16 protein-coding genes are annotated in these 19,477 nt (G+C 60.9%); 8 read left to right on the forward strand and 8 right to left on the reverse strand.

What is annotated here, in order from left to right:
- Nucleotides 1–38 precede the first annotated feature (38 nt).
- The gene (gene ggt, locus FHT28_RS21545) at nucleotides 39–1,628 is read right to left on the reverse strand and encodes a gamma-glutamyltransferase (protein ID WP_037193204.1); all 1,590 of its coding nucleotides are present in this window, start codon (nucleotides 1,626–1,628) and stop codon (nucleotides 39–41) included.
- Between the two features lie 397 nt (nucleotides 1,629–2,025).
- On the opposite strand from ggt, the gene FHT28_RS21550 reads away from it, so the two are divergent.
- The 8 genes from FHT28_RS21550 (at nucleotide 2,026) to FHT28_RS21585 (ending at nucleotide 11,182) form a co-directional block, all read left to right on the forward strand.
- Nucleotides 2,026–2,817 (forward strand): aldolase/citrate lyase family protein, encoded by a 792-nt coding sequence (locus FHT28_RS21550; RefSeq protein WP_037192451.1) that lies wholly within the window; start codon nucleotides 2,026–2,028, stop codon nucleotides 2,815–2,817.
- A gap of 528 nt (nucleotides 2,818–3,345) precedes the next feature.
- Nucleotides 3,346–4,407, forward strand: a complete 1,062-nt coding sequence (locus tag FHT28_RS21555) for a LacI family transcriptional regulator (RefSeq protein ID WP_348645009.1) — start codon at nucleotides 3,346–3,348, stop codon at nucleotides 4,405–4,407.
- A 248-nt stretch (nucleotides 4,408–4,655) separates the two neighbouring features.
- Nucleotides 4,656–5,585, forward strand: a complete 930-nt coding sequence (locus tag FHT28_RS21560) for a sugar phosphate isomerase/epimerase family protein (protein ID WP_168597309.1) — start codon at nucleotides 4,656–4,658, stop codon at nucleotides 5,583–5,585.
- An 11-nt stretch (nucleotides 5,586–5,596) separates the two neighbouring features.
- Nucleotides 5,597–6,718 carry a Gfo/Idh/MocA family oxidoreductase gene (locus FHT28_RS21565; protein ID WP_047554663.1) on the forward strand — a complete coding sequence of 374 codons (1,122 nt, stop codon included), beginning with the start codon at nucleotides 5,597–5,599 and terminating at the stop codon, nucleotides 6,716–6,718.
- Nucleotides 6,719–6,926: 208 nt separating this feature from the next.
- Nucleotides 6,927–8,174, forward strand: coding sequence for an ABC transporter substrate-binding protein (locus FHT28_RS21570; RefSeq protein ID WP_080760457.1), 1,248 nt, complete (start codon nucleotides 6,927–6,929; stop codon nucleotides 8,172–8,174).
- A gap of 72 nt (nucleotides 8,175–8,246) precedes the next feature.
- A complete protein-coding gene (locus tag FHT28_RS21575; protein ID WP_080760458.1) occupies nucleotides 8,247–9,185 on the forward strand; it encodes a sugar ABC transporter permease in 939 nt (312 codons plus the stop codon).
- A complete protein-coding gene (locus FHT28_RS21580; protein WP_051963305.1) occupies nucleotides 9,185–10,093 on the forward strand; it encodes a carbohydrate ABC transporter permease in 909 nt (302 codons plus the stop codon). Before FHT28_RS21575 ends, FHT28_RS21580 begins: the two co-directional genes overlap by 1 nt.
- A gap of 3 nt (nucleotides 10,094–10,096) precedes the next feature.
- Complete coding sequence (locus tag FHT28_RS21585) at nucleotides 10,097–11,182, forward strand: ABC transporter ATP-binding protein (protein WP_047554665.1); 1,086 nt, start codon at nucleotides 10,097–10,099, stop codon at nucleotides 11,180–11,182.
- A 46-nt stretch (nucleotides 11,183–11,228) separates the two neighbouring features.
- Here the strand turns inward: FHT28_RS21585 and FHT28_RS21590 are convergent, their stop codons facing one another.
- From FHT28_RS21590 to FHT28_RS21620, 7 genes are all read right to left on the reverse strand, one after another.
- Nucleotides 11,229–12,290, reverse strand: a complete 1,062-nt coding sequence (locus FHT28_RS21590) for a class I SAM-dependent methyltransferase (protein ID WP_168597310.1) — start codon at nucleotides 12,288–12,290, stop codon at nucleotides 11,229–11,231.
- A 187-nt stretch (nucleotides 12,291–12,477) separates the two neighbouring features.
- Entirely contained in the window at nucleotides 12,478–13,029 is a 552-nt protein-coding gene (locus tag FHT28_RS21595) for a glutathione peroxidase (protein ID WP_037192437.1), read from the reverse strand.
- A gap of 79 nt (nucleotides 13,030–13,108) precedes the next feature.
- Nucleotides 13,109–14,959: an ABC transporter ATP-binding protein gene (locus FHT28_RS21600; RefSeq protein ID WP_168597311.1), complete on the reverse strand. Its 1,851-nt coding sequence runs from the start codon at nucleotides 14,957–14,959 to the stop codon at nucleotides 13,109–13,111.
- A 52-nt stretch (nucleotides 14,960–15,011) separates the two neighbouring features.
- A complete protein-coding gene (locus tag FHT28_RS21605) occupies nucleotides 15,012–15,770 on the reverse strand; it encodes a DUF1028 domain-containing protein (protein WP_168597312.1) in 759 nt (252 codons plus the stop codon).
- A 5-nt stretch (nucleotides 15,771–15,775) separates the two neighbouring features.
- On the reverse strand, nucleotides 15,776–17,563 hold the full coding sequence (locus FHT28_RS21610; protein WP_168597313.1) for a gamma-glutamyltransferase family protein: 1,788 nt from the start codon (nucleotides 17,561–17,563) through the stop codon (nucleotides 15,776–15,778).
- Between the two features lie 22 nt (nucleotides 17,564–17,585).
- A complete protein-coding gene (locus tag FHT28_RS21615) occupies nucleotides 17,586–18,464 on the reverse strand; it encodes an ABC transporter permease (protein ID WP_037192429.1) in 879 nt (292 codons plus the stop codon).
- The gene (locus FHT28_RS21620; protein WP_037193196.1) at nucleotides 18,461–19,408 is read right to left on the reverse strand and encodes an ABC transporter permease; all 948 of its coding nucleotides are present in this window, start codon (nucleotides 19,406–19,408) and stop codon (nucleotides 18,461–18,463) included. Before FHT28_RS21620 ends, FHT28_RS21615 begins: the two co-directional genes overlap by 4 nt.
- Between the last annotated feature and the right edge of the window lie 69 nt (nucleotides 19,409–19,477).

Consider the following 19,477-nt stretch of genomic DNA (forward strand, 5'->3'; position numbering starts at 1 on the left):
AATATAGGCCCCACCTCTTGCTCCGTCAATATTCGAACTCAATAGCCAAGCGCGATGCCATCCTTGCGGTGGTCGGATCCGCCGAGCAGGATGCCGCGCTCGTGATCGATCATGATCGCTTGCGCACCGCCGATCGGCTCGTCCGCCCATTCGACGACATGGCCGCGGCGTTCGAGATTTCGCTTGGTTTCTTCCGATATCGTCGGCTCCAGCGACAGCTTGCCGCCGAAGCAGAAGCTGCGTGGCTGGTCGCTTGCCTGCTGCGGATCGAGATCGCGGTCGAGGATCTGGGTCAGCATATGGGCATGGCCAGCCGCCTGATATTGCCCGCCCATGATGCCGAAGCTCATGAGCACCTTGCCGTTTTCCATCAGCATCGCCGGGATGATCGTGTGGAAGGGCAGTTTGCCGGGGCCGATGGCGTTTGGATGGCCCTGCTTGACGACGAAGCCGGCGCCGCGGTTTTGCAGCAGGACACCCGAGCGCGGGGCATAGATGCCGCTGCCGAAGGCCATGAAGACCGAATTGATCAGTGAAATGGTGTTGCCATCGCGATCGACGACGGAGACGTAGACGGTGTCGCGATGCGTCGGCCCATCCCAGATTTTGGCATCGGCGGCGCGCTCGAGGCTGATCTTTGCCCGCATGGCCGCGACCGAGTGCTCCGACAGCAGTTCGTCTATGTCGAAGGTCAGATAATCGGGATCGCAGATCAGTTGATCGCGCATGGCATAGCCCGCCTTGGTCGCTTCGGCATGCAGGTGGATGCGATCGGCTTCGGAAAGCTTCGGGTCGCGAAGATCGAAACCGTCGAGGATGCGGGTGATCAGCAACGCCGCAAGGCCCTGACCGTTCGGAGGGCATTCCAGAAGATCGCGGCCGCGGAACTTGCCGGAGATCGGCTTGGTCTCGAACGCCTTGTAGTCGGCGAAATCGCTTTCCTCGTGCAGGCCGCCCAGCGATTTCAGAAGCGCGGTGATCTCCTCGGCCACCGGGCCGCGATAGAAGGCGTTGCGGCCATCCCTGGCGATGGCCTTCAGCGTCGCGGCGAGGGCGGGATTGGTGACGCGTTCACCCGTTCTCGGCGCCCGGCCGTTCGGCAGGAAGTAGGCGGCCGAATCCTGATATTTGGCGACGCGGTCGCTGTAACGATGCCAGTCGAGTTCGACACGCGGCGTGATGCAATAGCCGTCTTCCGCGGCGGCGATGGCCGGAGCCAGTACGCGGCCCATATCCAGCCTGCCGTAGGTGCCGATCAGCCGGCACCATGCATCGATCGCGCCGGGAATGGTGACGGCATGTGGGCTGTCGTCGGGAATGGCGGTGAAGCCCTGTTCGAGGAAATAGTCGAGTTTTGCCTTTTGTGGCGCGCGGCCGGAGCCGTTGAGCGCGACCGGCATGCCGCCGGCGGCACTATAGAGGGCGAAGCAGTCGCCGCCGATGCCGGTCATGTGGGGATCGATGACCGACTGCAGCGCGACCGCAGCGACCGCGGCGTCGACGGCATTGCCGCCGGCACGCAGGATGTCGACGGCGGCGAGTGTTGCCAGCGGATGGGAGGTGGCGGCCATGCCCTTGTCCGAAACGGTGACCGAACGGCCGGGCTTGAAAAAGTCTCGCTGCTGCATGTCGTCGACGTCCTCTGTCTGCCTTGTGTGCATCCGCGCGCATGGCGCGGCGTCGATAGTGTTTTACGGTGTTTTTTCCGTCATGGAAGCCATGGCCTTGCCGCGTTGTGATTTTCAAACATCTTGTCATCAACCGATCGTGCTATCGGCCAGCCAAGCAGCGAAAATATCCGGATATTTGTCATGTTCATCTGTCAGGTTCGGGATGAAGCGGCCCGCCGTGCGGTGGCAATCACGCTAGGGTCGGCTTTTTTGACGCGCTTGCGTCGGATGGTCACTTTCGAGTGGCCCGGGCGTCGGAATTGAGTATTGTCGGCGGTAGTGGCGGCCTTGATTTGATTGTCGAAGGCCATCTCGAAAGATAGGGCTTGCGCTCGATTAGGTGAGGAAAATCAATATGACGACTGACATTAACGGCTTTGCCGGGCGCCTGAAGCGTCGCGAGAATGGCGGTATGATCTCTGCCTGGATCGGCACACCCGACCCGCTGTTCGTCAATCACCTGGCGCAGGAAGACTTCGATACCGTTGTGCTGGATATGCAGCATGGCATGTGGGACATGGCGTCGGCCGCCAACGGCATTGCGCATGTAAGGCTCGCCGGCAAGCCGGCGATCGCCCGCATCCCGGTCGGCGATTTCGCCTCCGCCTCGCGGCTTCTGGATGCGGGTGCCTCCGCCATCATCGCGCCGATGATCAATTCCGCCGATGACGCTCGCGCTCTGGTGAAGGCGACGAAATATCCGCCGCTCGGCGAGCGTAGCTGGGGGCCTTCGCTTGCGCTCAATCATTTCGGCATTTCAGCGGAAGACTATCTGCAGAGCGCCAATAGTCTGACCGTCACCATCGCTATGGTGGAAACCCGCATGGCGCTCGACGCCATCGACGAGATACTTGCTGTCGATGGTATCGATGGCATTTTTGTCGGCCCATCCGATCTTTCCATCGCGCTTTCGAACGGTGCGCGATTGGCGCCGGAAAGTGCGGCGATCGATCAGGCGCTGTCGACGGTGCTTGCACGTTGCCGCGCCCATGGCAAGGTGATCTGCGCCTTCGGCGGCGATGGCGATCGCGCCGGGCAATATCTGAAACTTGGCCTCGATCTGGTCATCGCCGGCGCGGAAACGGCGCAGTTGCGGGCCGGTGCCCGCACGGCCATTCAGACTGCACGAAAAATCGCTAGTTCATAAACGATTGGGTAGCAAAGAGGCTGCCCGGGAGCACTTCCGGGCATGCCATTGCCACTATCTGCGATGTCGATCCGCAGTTTCGGATCCGCCGATATCGGCCCAAACGGCAGATCCGGAGAATCCGGTCAGCGAGCTCGGGCTGCGAACGATGGGTTTTGTTAGTTTACGAGCTTTACGTAGCAGGGCCTATAAGTCTCCAAACCACAACCGCCACCGACGGCTTGTGCCGGCGTGATCGTGTTTTGGATGGCGATCGCTGCAAGCGCGACGGCAATGATTGACAAAACAGTTTTGGTATATTTGTCCATGAGCTATTCTTTCAAAAGTAGCGAGCAATGATTTGCACTTTAAAATTGCCTTTATGAATGTCAATTACAAAAAGTTGCATTAAGCAATTTGCTGTCGAGCATATGCGCCGGCGGGGCCTGCTGGTCTTTCCGTTGCGATGAGCGCGGCTCCGCGCTTGCGTCGCCATTCGCCGGCGGGCATTGTCACGTTGATATGACGGAGCAGAAAGATTTGTCGAAAGTGCATGGATTGGGACTAGGGCGCGGCCTGCGGCGCGAAGCTGGCCAGCGCGTGACTTTGCGAACGGTCGCGACTGCTCTCGGCCTTTCGGTCACAACCGTCAGCCGGGCTTTGAAAGAGGGACCCGAGGTCAATCGCGAGACGATCGAACTGGTCAAGCGAGCGGCGAGCGAGCTTGGTTATCGCCCCAATCTCGGCGGTATCAATCTGCGCACCGGCAAGACCCACGCCATCGGCATCGTGCTGCCATTCGGGCGCGAGGGCGAGGTGAATATCGTCGTCGCCTCGCTGATCGAGGGTGCGTCGCGCTACATGAAGGCGCGGGGATACCGGACCACCATCGTGCCGCAACTGCAGGCGGATGATCCCTTCGCGACGGTGCGCGATATCGTCGAGGAAGGGTCCGTCGACGGCATCATCATCACGCATACGACGCCGCAGGACGACCGCGTCAAATATCTGCTTGAGGTCGGCATGCCTTTTGTCACCTTCGGCCGCACCGAATTGTTGAGCGTCCATCCGAGCATAGACCTTGATCACGAGGTGATCGGCGCGCAGGCCGCGCGCCTGCTTCTGGATGCCGGTCATCGCAAGCCGTTGCTGATCGCGCCCAGCAGTCAATTCACCTATAGCCTTCAGTTCGTCCGGGGATGGCGCAAGGCCTTTGCCGAGCGGCATCTCGATGTTACGGGCGAACAGATCCACTTCACGGCGGGAACGCCGGATAATGGTCGCGAATTGGCAAAGCGCGTCGTCACGCAAAATCCGGAAGCGACCGCCGCCTTCGTCGCGAGCGAGGAGGCGGCTCTGGGCTTCCTGGCCGGCTTGCGGGACGCAGGCCGACAGGGTGGGCAGGATTTCGCGCTGATCACCTATGGCGGCACGGCATTGCCCGATTTCTTCAATCCACCGCTCAGTACTTTCTATTACTCCAATCATGCGATCGGCGAGCGGTTGGCCGCCTTTCTAACCCGGGCGATCGCCGGTGACGATCCCGCTGAGCTACGCGAAATCGTTCAGGCCGAATTCGTCGATCAAAATAGTCAGCTACTCTCTGCCTGATATGCGCAGCAGTCGGTAACATCAGCCGAGCCCTGGAAGATATTCGTAACGTTACGATTTTGCGCATTTATGGGAAATGCCGCGCCTGTTGCTGAGAAAATGATCGCTTGACAGCATCGTGATTATCCAACAATCGTAACGTTACGAATTGTCATTCGGAGGGGTTTGAGGCTCCGATTGGCAAAAATATCGACGAAGGCACGGAGGCCCTGCCGCAGGCGGGCAGCCACATTCCAAGGGAGGATGACGTGAGCCAAGGCGCGCTTTTTTTCGGATCGCCAATCTGGACGTTCAACTGGAACCCGCCTTACGCGGCACCGCTGCGGCGACTTGCCCGCACCGGCTGCAAGGGCTTCGAACTCACCGCATGGTCGGTCGACATGCTGGCCTATTACACGCAGGAGACCATTCGCGAGCTGAAGCAGATCGCCGATGGCGAGGGGCTGGTGCTCACCAACTTCTTCTTCAATCTGCCCTTCAGCCGCGTGGCGGAAGCGGCGACTTCAAGCGTCGATCTCGATGGCTATAAGCGCGGAATGGATGTGGCGGCGGAGATCGGCACGCCCATCGTCACCAGCATGACGCCCTATCCCTTTCAGTCCGACGTCAAGCCGATCTTGCAACGGCCGATTTCGCAGGAGTGGACGGCGGCGGTCGAGCCGCAATGGGACTGGACGGGCGAATATGATGTGGTCGTCGATGGTTTTGCCAAGGCTTGCGAAATCGCTGCTTCGGCAGGCCTGCGCGTGGCGATCGAGCCGCATCCCTATCGCTGGGTCAGCTCTGGCCAAGGCATGCAGCGTCTGATCGAGCGCACAGGCGCTCCCAACCTCGGCCTGAATTTCGATCCGAGCCACCTCTTTCCGGCCGGCGACATGCCGCACTACGTCGTGCTGGCACTCGGCGACCGCATCTTCAACACCCATTTCTCCGACAATGAGGGCCATACCAATGCCCACTGGCGGCCGGGGCGCGGCAAGATCGACTGGAAGGCGATTTTCGCGGCACTGCAGGCGATCGGCTATTCCGGTCCGATCACGCTGGAGCTGGAGGATGCGCCGGGAGCGTCTCACTGGACGCATTTCCGTGAAGCGACACCGGAATTCGACGAGGAGATGCGACGCGGCATGAGCTATCTGCGCGCCGCCGCCGCCGAACTCGACATCATCATTTCCTAGAGGCAATCCCAATGAGCAATGAGCCCATGAAAGTCGGCATCGTCGGCGCCGGCAATATCAGCGCCACCTATGTCGCAACCCTGCATATGTTCGATTTTATCCGTGTGAAATCGATCTACGATCTCTATGATTCATCGGCGCAGAAGCTGGCTGCGCAGTTCGGTATTGAGGCCGTGGCGCTGGATACGATGTTGGCCGATCCGGAAATCGGCCTGATCATCAATTTGACGACGCCAGTCTCGCATTATGCCATCAGCAAGAAGGCGCTTCTTGCCGGCAAGCATGTCTATTCCGAAAAGCCGCTCGGCGTTTCCATGGCAGAGGCCGAGGAACTCATGTCGATCGCCCGTGCCGGTGACCTGCGGCTCGGTTGCGCGCCCGACACCTTCCTCGGCGGCGGTCATCAATTGACACGGCGGCTGCTGGATGAAGGCCGCATCGGCAAGACGATCTCGGCCACCGCCATGCTGCTCTTGCCCGGCCATGAGCATTGGCATCCCAATCCGGCCTTCTTCTACGGCCGTGGCGGTGGGCCGATGCTGGATGTCGGTCCCTACTACGTGACCAACCTCATTGCCTTGCTCGGCCCCGTGCGCGAGGTTTTCGGCACCGCCAAGATCACTCGCATCGAGCGCACGGTGAAGACCGATCCGCATCGCGGCGAGACGATCAAGGTACTGGTGCCGACGCATCTGACTGGCGTCATGGAGTTCCATAGCGGCGCGACGGTGACCATCGCGACCAGCTTCGATGTCATCAAGCACAAGCACAACCAGATCGAGCTTTATGGCTCGGAAGGAACCATGGTGACGCCGGATCCGAACAACTTTACCGGCAAGGTCGAGATATTCCGCGAAGGCACTGATGCCTGGGAGGAGGTTCCGGTCGACCATCCCTATACCGAGGGTGTGCCCGGCCATCTCGGGCTGCGCGGTTTGGGCGCGGCTGAAATGGTTGATTCCCTTCGCTCGGGACGCCAGCATCGGGTATCGTCGGAACTTGCCTTCCACGCCTTGGAAGTCATGACGGCATTCGAGCGGTCGGCCCAGTCACGCGGCGTGGTTGCAATCCACAGCAGCTGTGGTCGCCCGGATCCGATAGATCGCACAATTAATGAGGGACGTTTCGCATAGGCTGCGCTATAGGTTGGGAAAATGCAGTCCTTTCGGACTGTGGGCTTGACGAAGGGACGATGCGTAAGGGAGCATTGGCCACTCGCCGCAGGGAATGGAGGCCCGGCGGTACGGTTTTGGAGGACCGTGAAATTCGGCATCCGATGTCTGAAGATGGCGGCGGCTGAGCACGGGCGTTTGGAGAACGTTATCAAAGGAGGAGGAACGTATGCGTAAATTGATGATGGCATTGGTCGGCGCCACGGCGCTGGTCGCGGCAAGCGTGACCGGCGCTCTGGCCGACGGCAAGAAAGCCGAAGTCTTGCATTGGTGGACATCCGGGGGCGAAGCCGCCGCCGTGAAGGAACTGGCCAAGGCCTTCAACGCTGCCGGCGGCGAATGGGTGGATACCGCGATTGCCGGATCCGGCTCGACCGCTCGCCCGATCGGCATCAACCGCATCATCGGCGGCAACCCGCCGACGGCCATGCAGTTCAACACCGGCACGCAGATGAACGACCTGGCCCAGCAAGGTCTGCTGCGACCGCTTGATGATCTGGCCAAGGAGCAGGATTGGAAATCCGTCCTGACGCCCGCCTTCTATCAGGCGATTCAGTTCCAGGACCATATCTACGGCGCGCCGATCAATGACCACGGCCAAAACTGGCTGTTCTATTCCAAGCCCGTTTTCGCCAAGGCGGGCGTGACCGAGGAGCCGAAAACCTGGGATGAAATGTTTGCCGCGCTCGACAAGATCAAGGCCGCCGGGCTGATCCCGGTCGCCGTTGGCGGCCAGCCCTGGCAGCTCCAGTTGATGTTCAACGCCATCCTTCTCGGTGAGGGCGGCAAGGATCTCTACGGCAAGGTCTGGAAGGATCTCGATAAGGATGCGGTCAAGTCCGACAAGTTCAAACATGTCGCCGAGGTCTTCGCCAAGCTGCGCAACTACCAGGATCCGGGCAGCCCGAACCGCGACTGGAACGTCGCGACCGGCATGCTGATCGACGGCAAGGCCGGCATCCAGTTTATGGGCGACTGGGCCAAGGGCGAATTCATCCATGCAGGCCTCGTCGCCGACAAGGATTTCGGCTGCATCCTCGGGCCGGGCGAATCGAACTTCATGATGGGCGGCGACATCTTCGTCTTCCCGGTCCTGAAGGACAAGGCAGCGGTCGACGCTCAGACCCTGCTGGCAACGGTCATCATGTCCAAGGAAGGCCAGCTCGCCTTCAACTCCAAGAAGGGTTCGGTACCGGTTCGTCTCGACGTCGACACGTCGAAGCTCGATGCCTGCGCTCAGAAGGGTCTGAACGCGCTCAAGGATCCGAGCCGTCAGATCCTGACCTCCGACGTGCTGACATCGCAGGATATCGTTCAGACCGAACAGGACCTCGTCGCCCAGTACTGGACGACACCGAGCATGACGCCCGATCAGTTCGCCGACCAGTTTGCCAAGGTCATAGAACAGGCGAAGTAAGCTTCAGTCGACATCCATGCGGCGGCAGGGCCGGCCTGCCGCCGGTTTTCATGAATGCTGAGGAGGAGCGTCATGAGCACACCTGAAACAAGCGCCGCCACTGTCGGTGTGACCGTCGTAAAGACGGGCGCCACCCGCAGGAGAATGCGTTTTTCGCCCTATATCGCCCTTTTCCCTGCTTTCGTCATCGTCCTTCTCGCCTATGTCGTGACGGTTGTCTGGAACATCTGGATATCTTTCACAGACAGCAAGGTGCTGCCGGTCAACATCTTTGTCGGCACCAAGCAGTACGAGCGGCTGTTTGACACCGCACGCTGGCAGATATCGCTGCAGAACGTCGTGCTTTTCGGCTTTCTGTTCATTGCCGGCTGCCTGATCCTCGGCTTCCTTCTTGCCGTGGCGCTGGACCAGAAGGTTCGCTTCGAAAATACGTTCCGGACGATCTTCCTCTATCCCTTCGCCATGTCCTTCATCGTGACAGGCCTTGTCTGGCAGTGGATCATGAATCCGACGCTCGGCCTGCAGAAGGTTGCAGACAGCATCGGCTTCACCTGGTTCCGCTTCGACTGGATCGTCCAGAGCAATCTGGCGCTCTACGTCATCGTGCTTGCCGGCATATGGCAATCGACGGGCCTCGTAATGGCGATCATGCTGGCGGGATTGCGCGGCGTCGACCGCGAGCTGTGGAAGGCGACGCGCATCGACGGCATCCCGAGCTGGCGCGTCTATCTCCACATCGTCATACCGATTCTGAGACCGACCATTATCACCGCCAGCGTTCTTCTGGCGATCGCCGTGGTCAGGGTCTATGAGCTGGTTCTGGCGACCACCGGCGGCGGCCCGGGAATTTCGACCGAGGTGCCCGGGAAATTCATCATGGATTACCTGTTCGGCCGCGGCAATATCGGCCTTGCCACAGCGGCGTCGACCGTCATGTTCGTCACCGTGGTCATCGTGGTAACGCCCTGGCTCTACTACGAATATTTCCGTGAAAAACCGAGGGGGAACTGATGACGATGCCATCTTCCGTCGCAGCCGCCATGCAGGGCCCGACCGGGCGCAAACCGCAGCACTTTACTCCCGGGCGCATCGGCCTCTACGCCTTTCTCGTCATGGCGGCAATGTTCTTCCTGCTGCCGCTTTATGTGATGCTCGTCACCTCGTTCAAATCCATGCCGGAGATCCGGCAGGGCAATATCTTTGCCTTCCCGCTGATGTGGACGACGGAGGCCTGGGTGCAGGCGTGGAGCACGGCCTGCACCGGCCTTGAATGCGGCGGTATCAGCGTCGGCTTCTGGAACTCGGTAAAGATCCTGATTCCGAGCATGATCCTGTCGATCTTCATCTCGTCGCTGACCGGCTATGCGCTTTCCTTTTGGCGGGTGAGGGGCTCGAATGTCCTTTTCGCCATCCTCTTGCTGGGGGCCTTCATTCCCTACCAGGTCTTCATCTATCCGCTGGTTCTCATCTATCGCGATGTCGGCATCTATTCGACGCTGCCCTGCATCATCATCACCCATACGGTGTTCGGCCTGCCTGTTCTGACGCTGCTGTTCCGCAATTATTATTCCAGCCTGCCGATGGAGCTGTTCAAGGCTGCCCGCATCGACGGCGCGGGGCTATGGCAGATCTTCTTCCGGCTGATGATCCCCATGTCCATTCCGATCCTTGTGGTGGCGGGGATCCTGCAGGTCACCGGTATCTGGAACGACTTCCTGTTCGGCGTCGTCTTCGCCGGCCGGGAAAACTTCCCCATGACCGTGCAGCTCAACAATATCGTCAACTCCACCCAGGGCGAGAAACTCTACAACGTCAACATGGCGGCAACCATTCTGACCGCCCTGGTTCCGTTGATCGTCTATTTCGGTTCGGGTCGCTGGTTCGTGCGGGGTATCACCGCCGGCGCAGTCAAGGGATAGTTCATGGCCAATGTTTCCATTCGCGAACTTGCAATCGGTTTCGGCAGCGTCGGCGTCCTGAAATCGCTCAATCTCGAGGTGAGGTCGGGCGAGTTCATCGTTCTGCTCGGTCCGTCCGGCTGCGGCAAGTCGACCCTGCTCAATGCCATTGCCGGCCTCACCGATATCAGCGATGGCCAGATCTGGATCGGCGACAAGAACGTCACCTGGGAGGAGCCGAAGGATCGCGGTATCGGCATGGTGTTTCAATCCTATGCGCTCTATCCGACGATGACGGTCGAAGGAAATCTCTCCTTCGGGCTGCGCATCGCCGGCATGGCGAAGGAGGAGATTGCCAAGCGCGTCGACCGCGCCGTGCAGATCCTGCAGATCGACCCCCTGCGCAAGCGGCGACCGGGAGAATTGTCCGGCGGCCAGCGCCAGCGCGTCGCCATCGGCCGCGCCCTGGTGCGCGACGTCGATGTCTTCCTGTTCGACGAGCCGCTGTCCAACCTCGATGCCAAGCTTCGAACCGAACTGCGCGTCGAGCTGAAGCGCCTGCATAGCGGCCTCGGCTCCACCATGATCTACGTCACGCACGACCAGATCGAGGCGCTGACGTTGGCCGATCGTATCGCTGTCATGAGCGGCGGCGTCATCCAGCAGTTCGCCACGCCGAAGGAAATCTATCGTCGCCCTGTCAATCGCTTCGTGGCGGGCTTCGTCGGCTCGCCCTCCATGAACTTCCTGTCGGGGAAGGTGACGAGCAACAACGGCTTGCCTGCCTTCGTGCTGACCGATGGCCGCACGATCGATCTCAACGGCTACCAGTTTTCCGGCACGCCCGGGGAGGGGCGTACGGCAACGCTCGGCGTGCGGCCGGAACAGATGCAGTTCACGCCCGCCAGCGATCGTGCCTCGAATCTGCCGGCGACCTTCAGCATCGTCGAGCCGATGGGCTCGGACAATCTGATCTGGGGCCAGGTCGGCAACGAGACCATATCGGTGCGCATCGATGCCGACGAGGAGGTTGCGCTCGAAAGCGAGCAGCCGGTCTATTTCCAGCCGGCGCTCGCGTCGCTGTTCGGCGAAGACGGGCAGCGTCTATAAAAGATCAGATGGCGTCGCGCGTTCTGCGGAGCGCGCGGCGCCATTTTCATGCCTTGACTTCGAAGACCATATTGAACGGCGTTTCGGTCGCCTTTCGGAAATGCGAATAGCCCGCATCCATAGCGACCTTGCGCAGTTTCAACTCGCCGGCTTGCGCGCCTAAACCCAGCCCGACTTCCTGCGACAGCGAGGCCGGCGTGCAGATCATCGTCGATGCGCCGTAGAAGACGCGGCCGACCGGGTTGAGATTGTCCTTCAGGCAATCATGCGCAAAAGGCTCGACGATCATCCAGGTGCCGTCGTCGGTAAGGCTGTCCTTGACATGTTTGCCGGCGCCGACAGGATCGCCCATGTCGTGCAGGCAATCGAACATCGTCACGAGATCATAGCCGGCAGCCGGGAAGTCCTTGGCACTCGCCTGTTCGAAGGTGATGCGACCGTCGACGCCCGCTTCCTTCGCCGCAGCTTTCGCTCGCTCGATGGAGGGAAGATGATAGTCGAAGCCGAAGAAGGTCGAGTTTGGATAGGCTTCCGCCATCAGGATGGTCGAGGCGCCATGGCCACAGCCGACATCGGCGACGGCGGCGCCGGCTTTAAGCTTTTCCTCTAAACCCTTCAGCGCCGGTATCCATTCCGAGACGAGATGGCTGTTGTAGCCCGGCCGGAAGAAACGCTCCGTGCCGCGGAACAGGCAGGCGCTGTGCTCATGCCAGCCGAGGCCGCTGCCGGTCCTGAAGGCATTGGCGATCTTCGGTTCGTCAAGCCACATGGATTGAACGACATCGAAGGCGCCGGTGAAGAAGGCGGGACTGTTTTCCTCCGCAAACACCATCGCCTGTTCCGGCGTCAGGTGGAAGCGCTCGGTCTTGTCGTCATAGCTGACATAATCGGCCGCCGCCTGAGCCGAAAGCCATTCGCGCACATAGCGCTCTTTCACGCCGACTTTGTCGGCTAACTCAGCCGAAGTCATCGGTGTTCCGTCCGCCATGGCCTTGAACAGGCCGAGATGATCTCCGAGTGTTACCAACACACCCGAGACTGCCGCGCCGAGATCGCCGACCAGGCGTCCGACTAGGGCATCGAGTTTCTGCATATCAGGTTCGCGCATGACATCCTCCCATCAGAATTGATGCAGCGTTCCGTCCAGATATATACGGAAGCTGAAACATACTCTCGGGCGGGAGGGGAGGCAATTACGTCATACGGCTGAGCAGGCCTCGTGCTGCAGCCTTGGAAAAGGCGCAACCTATTGAGGTAATGCCTTATTTTGGAAATGCGCGAGGTGCCGAGCTGCCTCAGCCGGCGCGCGCCAGCTCCTTTTCCAAAACGGAGAGCAAGCGCGGATCGTCGGCCGTAACATCAGGTGCAAAGCGGGCGGCGACCTTGCCGTCGCGGCCTATCAGGAACTTTTCGAAGTTCCAGACGATGCCGCCGTCTTGGCCGGTCTCAAGGCCGTGTTTCGCCAGGCGTTCGCGCATCGGGCCGTCGCCGGTCGTTTCGACGCCGGAGGCGATCAAGCCGTCGTAGAGCGGATGCCGCTCTTCGCCCGTGACAGCGATCTTGGAAAACATCGGGAACTGCACGTCATAGGTCAGCGTGCAGAAGCTCAGAATGTCCTCGTTCGTGCCGGGTTCCTGGCCCTTGAAATCATTGGCCGGGAAGCCTGCAATGACGAAGCCTTCGTCGCGCTTGTCCTCGTAAAGCTTTTCCAGCCCCTCATATTGCACCGTCAGCCCGCATTTGGAGGCGACGTTGACGACCATGATGACCTTACCGCGATAATCGGCGAGCGTCGTATCGCTGCCGTCGATCTTCTTTACCGGAATATCGAGCACGTTGTCGGTCATTTCGTTCACTCCAAGTGAGATGGAAAATAGGATGCCGATATTTGCTTGGATTTGACGGCCGTCAAGGTCAAAATCCTGCTCAGGCGGCCTCCTCCATCCGGACCAGATGGCCGTTCGACACTTCACGGTAGTGTCGCGTCGGCGTGATGTATCCGACCGGCCGCACCGGGCTCTTCAATTCGTCGACGCCCAGATTGCGCTTGATGCCGCGACGCGACGGATCCGGCACGGGCACTGCCGCTATCAGCTTCCTCGTATAGGGATGCTGCGGGTTTTCGAACACCGAGGCACGCGGGCCGATCTCGACGATTTCGCCGAGATACATCACCGCAACGCGATGGCTGACGCGCTCGACCACGGCCATATCATGCGAGATGAAAAGATAGGATAGATTGAGGCTCTGTTGCAGGTCCATCAGCAGATTGCAGACCTGCGCCTTGATCGACACGTCGAGCGCCGAGACGCTTTCGTCGGCAACGATCACCTTCGGATCGAGGGCGAGTGCGCGGGCGATACAGATGCGCTGGCGCTGGCCGCCCGAGAATTCGTGGGGGTAACGGCCCATCATATCAGCCTTGAGGCCGACGCGCTCCAGAAGATCGGCGGCCTTTTCGCGGGCTTCCGCGCGTGAACCGAGACGATGCTCGATGAAGGGTTCGGCGACCGCCGCTCCGATCGTCATGCGCGGGTTGAGGCTGGCGAAGGGGTCCTGGAAAATCATCTGGATGCTGCGGCGCATGCGGCGCAGATCGAGCGCGCCGAGCTTCATCACGTCATAGCCGTCGAGACGAACGTCACCGGATTTGGGATTGATGAGGCGCATGATGGAGCGCCCGGTCGTCGACTTGCCGCAACCGGATTCTCCCACCAGCGACAGTGTTTCTCCTTGGGCAAGATCGAAGGAGACGTTTTCAACTGCGTGGATGGCGCCGGTCGGGCGCCCCAGCAGCCCACCGCGAAGATCGAACCGGGTGACGAGGTTCTTGACCTCGAGAACCGGCGTCTTGCCGCGATCGACGGTGTCGGCAAGCGCCTTGGGTTCGCTGCGCTCGCCGGTGCTGATATCGACGATGGGGAAACGCAGCGGCTGGGCCTGATCCTTCATCGAGCCGAGCCGCGGCACGGCCGACAACAGCGCGCGGGTATAGGGATGCTGGCCGCGATGGAAGATGTCGTCGGTCTTGCCGGTTTCCACCGCCTCGCCGCGATACATGACGATGGTGCGGTCGGAAATCTCGGCAACGACACCCATGTCGTGGGTGATGAAGAGAACGGACATGCCTTCCTCCTCCTGCAGCACCTTGATGAGGTCGAGGATCTGCCCCTGAATGGTGACGTCGAGAGCCGTCGTCGGCTCGTCGGCGATCAATAGTTTCGGGCGGCTGGCGAGCGCCATGGCGATCATCACGCGCTGGCGCATGCCGCCGGAAAACTGATGAGGATATTCGTCAAAGCGCGAGATTGCGTTGGGGATGCGCACCTTCTCCAGCAGGCGGATCGTCTCTGCCCTGGCTTCTGCCTTGGAGATATCGCCGTGGCAGGTGAGCGCTTCGGAAATCTGCCGGCCGATGGTGAAGATCGGGTTGAGGCTGGTCATCGGCTCCTGAAAGATCATGGCGATGTCCTTGCCTCTGACCCTGCGCATCTCCCCTTCCGGAAGAGTAAGGATATCGCGGCCTTTGAGCCTGACGGAACCTTCGATACGGCTGCCGCCCCTGGCAAGCAGGCGCATGATCGAAAGCGAGGTGACGCTCTTGCCGGAGCCGCTTTCGCCGACAATCGCAACCGTTTCTCCCGGCATGACGTCGAAGGAGATGTTCTTGACCACCTGATGCCATTCGCCATCGACGAGAAACGAGGTCGTCAGATTGGAGACCGAGAGAACAGGCTGTGCATCCGGTTTGGTTTGCTGCGTTGTAACGGTTGTCATGGCGTCCCCTTTTTATGATCTTGCGCACTGGCCGGGCATCAATCGACGCTGTTCATGATGGTACCGGCGCGGTGGCGAAGGAGGCCGAAGGACGACCCTCGGCGATCCTTGCGGCTTCAAGAGCAGCAATCCTCTCGTCGATCTCGCGGCGGTCGGTCATCCCGCTCGGGTTCTGCCGTGTCGGCATGGTTTCGGCGACGTGCAGATAGCGCTCCTGCGCGACGGCATAGAGTCGTTCGAGTTCGGCAAGCGGGTCGGCGCTGTCGTCGACGCGGATGTTCAGCCAGGCATAGTCCTGATCGCGGTAAATCACGAGCGCGGCCGATTGCTTGCCGCGCTTGTCGCCACCGGCATGCTCGCCGGCGCGCATGGCTTCGAGCAGCCGCTCGGCGAGCGGCTTTCCTGTCGTTTTCTTAAAGGTCGCAAGCGTCTCGGCAATCACCTGCGGTCCCGCCAGCATATTGCCGGCAACCGAGACATTGTCGTCAACGAGATGGCCTGCCCAGTCGATGCATCGGGCGCCGGTGAAGGCGGCGCTGTTGCCCTTGCTGTCGATCAGATGGAACTGGCGTTGCTCGCGGCCTTCGTCGCGGGCACTCAGCGCTTGCAGAATCTCGGTCGGTGTATGACCGGCGGCGAGCATCGCAAGTCCGTCGATGCCGTAGAGCGGGCTTGCGAAAGCCTGCGTCGCGACGGCGCCGATGCCGCCGCGAATATGCGGCACGATGCTGCCGACGGCGAAAAAGCGGGTCGCGACGGCAATGGCGAGATGGCCGGTTTCCGGCTCACGGGCAACGATCGACCAGGTCATCGGCTCTATCTCCCAATGGCATAGGCTTGCATCAAACGCGGTGTTGCTGCAGCGCGCAAGAGGCCATCTTTATCTCGCCGTGCTGCGGTGAGCCGCCCCACGGTCCATTCGGGTGCGACGGTCAGCTGATGGCCCTTCCTGCGGAGGGCATCGAGCACTTCGGTATTGAAATTGGCCTCCGCCGTCAGGCCGCCGGGCTCGCGGGTGCGCGGATAGAAGGAGCTCGGGAAATGCGTGCTGTGGAACAGCGGTTTGTCGATCGCTTCCTGCAGGTTCAGCCCGTGGTGAACATAGCGCAGGAAGAAGGAAAGCTGCCATTGCTCCTGCTGATCGCCGCCCGGTGTGCCGAAGGCGAGCGTCGGCCGGCCCTCGTGCAGCGCAAGCGTCGGCGTCAGCGTCGTGCGCGGCCGCTTGCCCGGAGCAAGCGAAGAGGGCAGGCCCGGCTTCAGCCAGAACATTTGCGCACGCGAATTCAGGCAGAAGCCGAGACCGGGAATGATCGGCGAGGACTGCAGCCAGCCACCGGAAGGGGTGACGGAGACCATGTTGCCCTCACGGTCGATCACGTCGATATGCACGGTATCGCCGCGCTTTTCGGTCAGGTGCGACATGGTGGGCTCGTAGACCGCGCCGCCCTTGGCTTCCGGAGTTTCGAGCATCTTCATGGTGAGATCGTATTGGTCTTCGAAGCCCGGCAGCTTGCCCGGGCGCAACGCAAGCGAGGCCTCCGGGGAAATGAGCTTGCGGCGCTCATCGGCATAGGCGTCCGATAGCAGGGTATCGAGCGGTACGGTCGTGAAATTGGGATCGCCGTAATAGACCTCGCGATCGGCAAAGGCGAGTTTCATGGCCTCCGTGATCGTGTGGACGAAGTCCGCGCCGGCAGGATCCATGCCAGCGAGGTCGAAACCCTTGAGCAGCGACAAAGTCTGCAGAAAGACCGGTCCCTGGCCCCACGGGCCGATCTTGGCGACGGTCCAGCCATGATAGTCGTAGGTTTGCGGCTCCTCGACGGTGGCGGACCAATTGGCCATGTCATCAGCCGTCAGGACGCCCTTGTGGCGCTGGCCGCTCGCATCCATCACTTCGGCCTTGCCGACATAGCTGTCGATCGCCTCCGCGACGAAACCGCGATAAAAGGCATCGCGTGCCGCCTCGATCTGCGCTTCGCGGCCGCTCTTCACCTCCGCCTCCGCGACGACCCGCTTCCAGGTTTCGGCAAGAACCGGATTTCTGAAGTTGGACCAAGGTTCCGGGGCGGAGCCTCCGGGAAGCCAGGTCTCATAGGAAGTCGGCCATTCCTTGCGGTAGAAATCGGCGAGCCCCGCAATAGTGGCGGAGACGCGGGGCAGGACGGGGTGGCCGTTCTCGGCATAGTGGATTGCCGGCTCGAGAACATCGCGGACCGTAAGCCTGCCATAGTCGCGCAGCATCAGCATCCAGCCGTCGAAGGAGCCGGGGATGACGGTGGCGAGCAGGCCATCGCCAGGGATCAGCTTCAACCCCTCGCTCGTATAGTGCTCGATCGTCGCTCCGGCCGGCGCCGGTCCCTGGGCGCAGATGACCTCGACCTTGTCCTTTTTCTTCGAATAGAGGATGGCCGGCATATCGCCGCCCGGTCCGCAAAGATGCGGCTCGACGATCTGCAGCACGAAGCCGGTCGCTGCGGCGGCGTCGAAGGCGTTGCCGCCCTTTTCGAGAATGCTCATGCCGACGGCCGAGGCGATCCAGTGCGTTGACGTAACGACGCCGAAAGTGCCGAGGATCTCGGGGCGCGTGGTGAATGCGGTCATTGGGGGCATCCTTTCGGTTTATTCATGCTTCGCGCGGGTCGAGCGCGTCGCGCAGGCCGTCGCCGAGGAGATTGAAGCCGATCACGACGAGAAAGATGGCGGCCCCCGGCCACATGGCCATCCAGGGCGCCTGTTCCAGATAATTCTTGGCGACGTTGAGCATCGAGCCCCAGCTCGGAGCCGGCGGTTGCTGGCCGAGCCCGAGGAAGGAGAGGCTGGCCTCGGCGATGATGGCGGTCGCGATGGTGAGTGTTGCCTGCACCAGGATGGGCGCAAAGACGTTCGGCAGGATATAGCGGGTGATGATGCTGAAGTGGCGCAGGCCGATCGAGCGGGCGCCTTCGACATATTCCTCCGTCTTGACCGCGAGCACCTGACCGCGTGTTAGCCGTACGAAGACAGGCGTTGCCGAAAGGCCGATCGCGATCATCGCATTGGTGAGGCTCGGTCCGAGAAAGGCGGCAAGAGCAATGGCTGTGATCAGGAACGGCATGGCCAGAAAGGCTTCGGTGATGCGCGAGATGATCTGGTCGATCCAGCCGCCGTAATAGCCGGAGATCAGGCCGAAGGGCACGCCGATGGCGACCGCAATGGCGACAGAAAAGATGCCTGCCATCAACGATGCCTGCGCGCCCCAGATCATGCGGGACAGAATGTCCCGGCCGATATCGTCGGTGCCGAACCAATGGGCTGTTGATGGCGCCTTGCGGATCGCCGACCAGCTGGTGGCAATGGGATCGGCGATCGGCAGGATCGGCGCCAGCGCGGCGAGCACGGCAAAGAAGAGGATGATGGCAAGCCCGACCAATGCTCCCTTATTGGCCTTCAACTTGCGCCAGGCGCGGTTGGGAGCGCGCTTGGCCGAGGGCGCGGCTACGGCCGTCTGTACGATCGTACTCATAGCGCTGCCCTCATGCGCGGGTTGAGAAGGACATAGAGAATGTCGGCGATGAGGTTCATGGCGATGAAGCCGATAGCCGTGCAAAGCACGACTCCCTGGACCACCGCGTAATCCCGGTTGAAGACGGCATCGACGATCAGCTTGCCGAAGCCTGGGATGGTGAAGATCTGCTCGGTCAAAACCGCGCCGGCCAGCAGCTCGCCGAATAGCAGCGCGCTGACGGTGACGATGGGCAATATGGCGTTGCGGAAGGTGTGCTGCAAAACGACGGCGGCTTCGGAAAGACCTTTCGCGCGGGCCGTGCGGATATAGTCGGCGCTGAGCACGCTCAGCATCGAAGAGCGGGTGTGCCGCATCAGCGTGGCCGCGAGCGCATTGCCGAGCACGAAGGCGGGCATCAGCATGGTCTGGATCGAGCGCCAGGGGTCCTCGAAGAACGGCTGGTATCCGGAGGCGGGCAGCCAGTGAAGCTTCACCGAAATCAGCAGGATCAGCATGATCCCGAGCCAGAAATTCGGCACGGACAAGCCGCAGAGGGCGACGATATTGGCGAGAAAATCGATAAGCGTATTCTTCTTCACCGCTGCGAGGATGCCCATGGGAATGCCGATGGCGAAGGCGAAGATCATCGACATGACGGCGAGCTGGATGGTGACCGGCAGCTTTTCCGCGATGAGCGTCAAGACCGGCTGATTGGTGCGCAGCGAAACGCCGAGATCGCCCTTCGCGACGCCCTGCAACCAATAGCCATATTGGTAGATGACCGGGTCATTCAGCCGGTATTTTTCGCGAAGCAGCTCAAGAACCTGCGGATCGCGCTCCTCGCCTGCCATGGCCAGCACCGGATCGCCCGGAAGGAGCTTCTGCAGGGAGAAGACGAAGATCGAAATGATCAGCAGCGTCGGTATGGCGACGAGCAACCTCTTTCCGATATAGCTATACATGGGCAGATCCTCGCCGCGCATATCGAATGCCGGAAATGCCATGCGGGGAGAGCGCCCGCATGGCGTTTT

The sequence above is a fragment of the Rhizobium sp. SG570 genome, from assembly GCF_012275345.1.
Taxonomy (GTDB): domain Bacteria; phylum Pseudomonadota; class Alphaproteobacteria; order Rhizobiales; family Rhizobiaceae; genus Rhizobium; species Rhizobium lusitanum.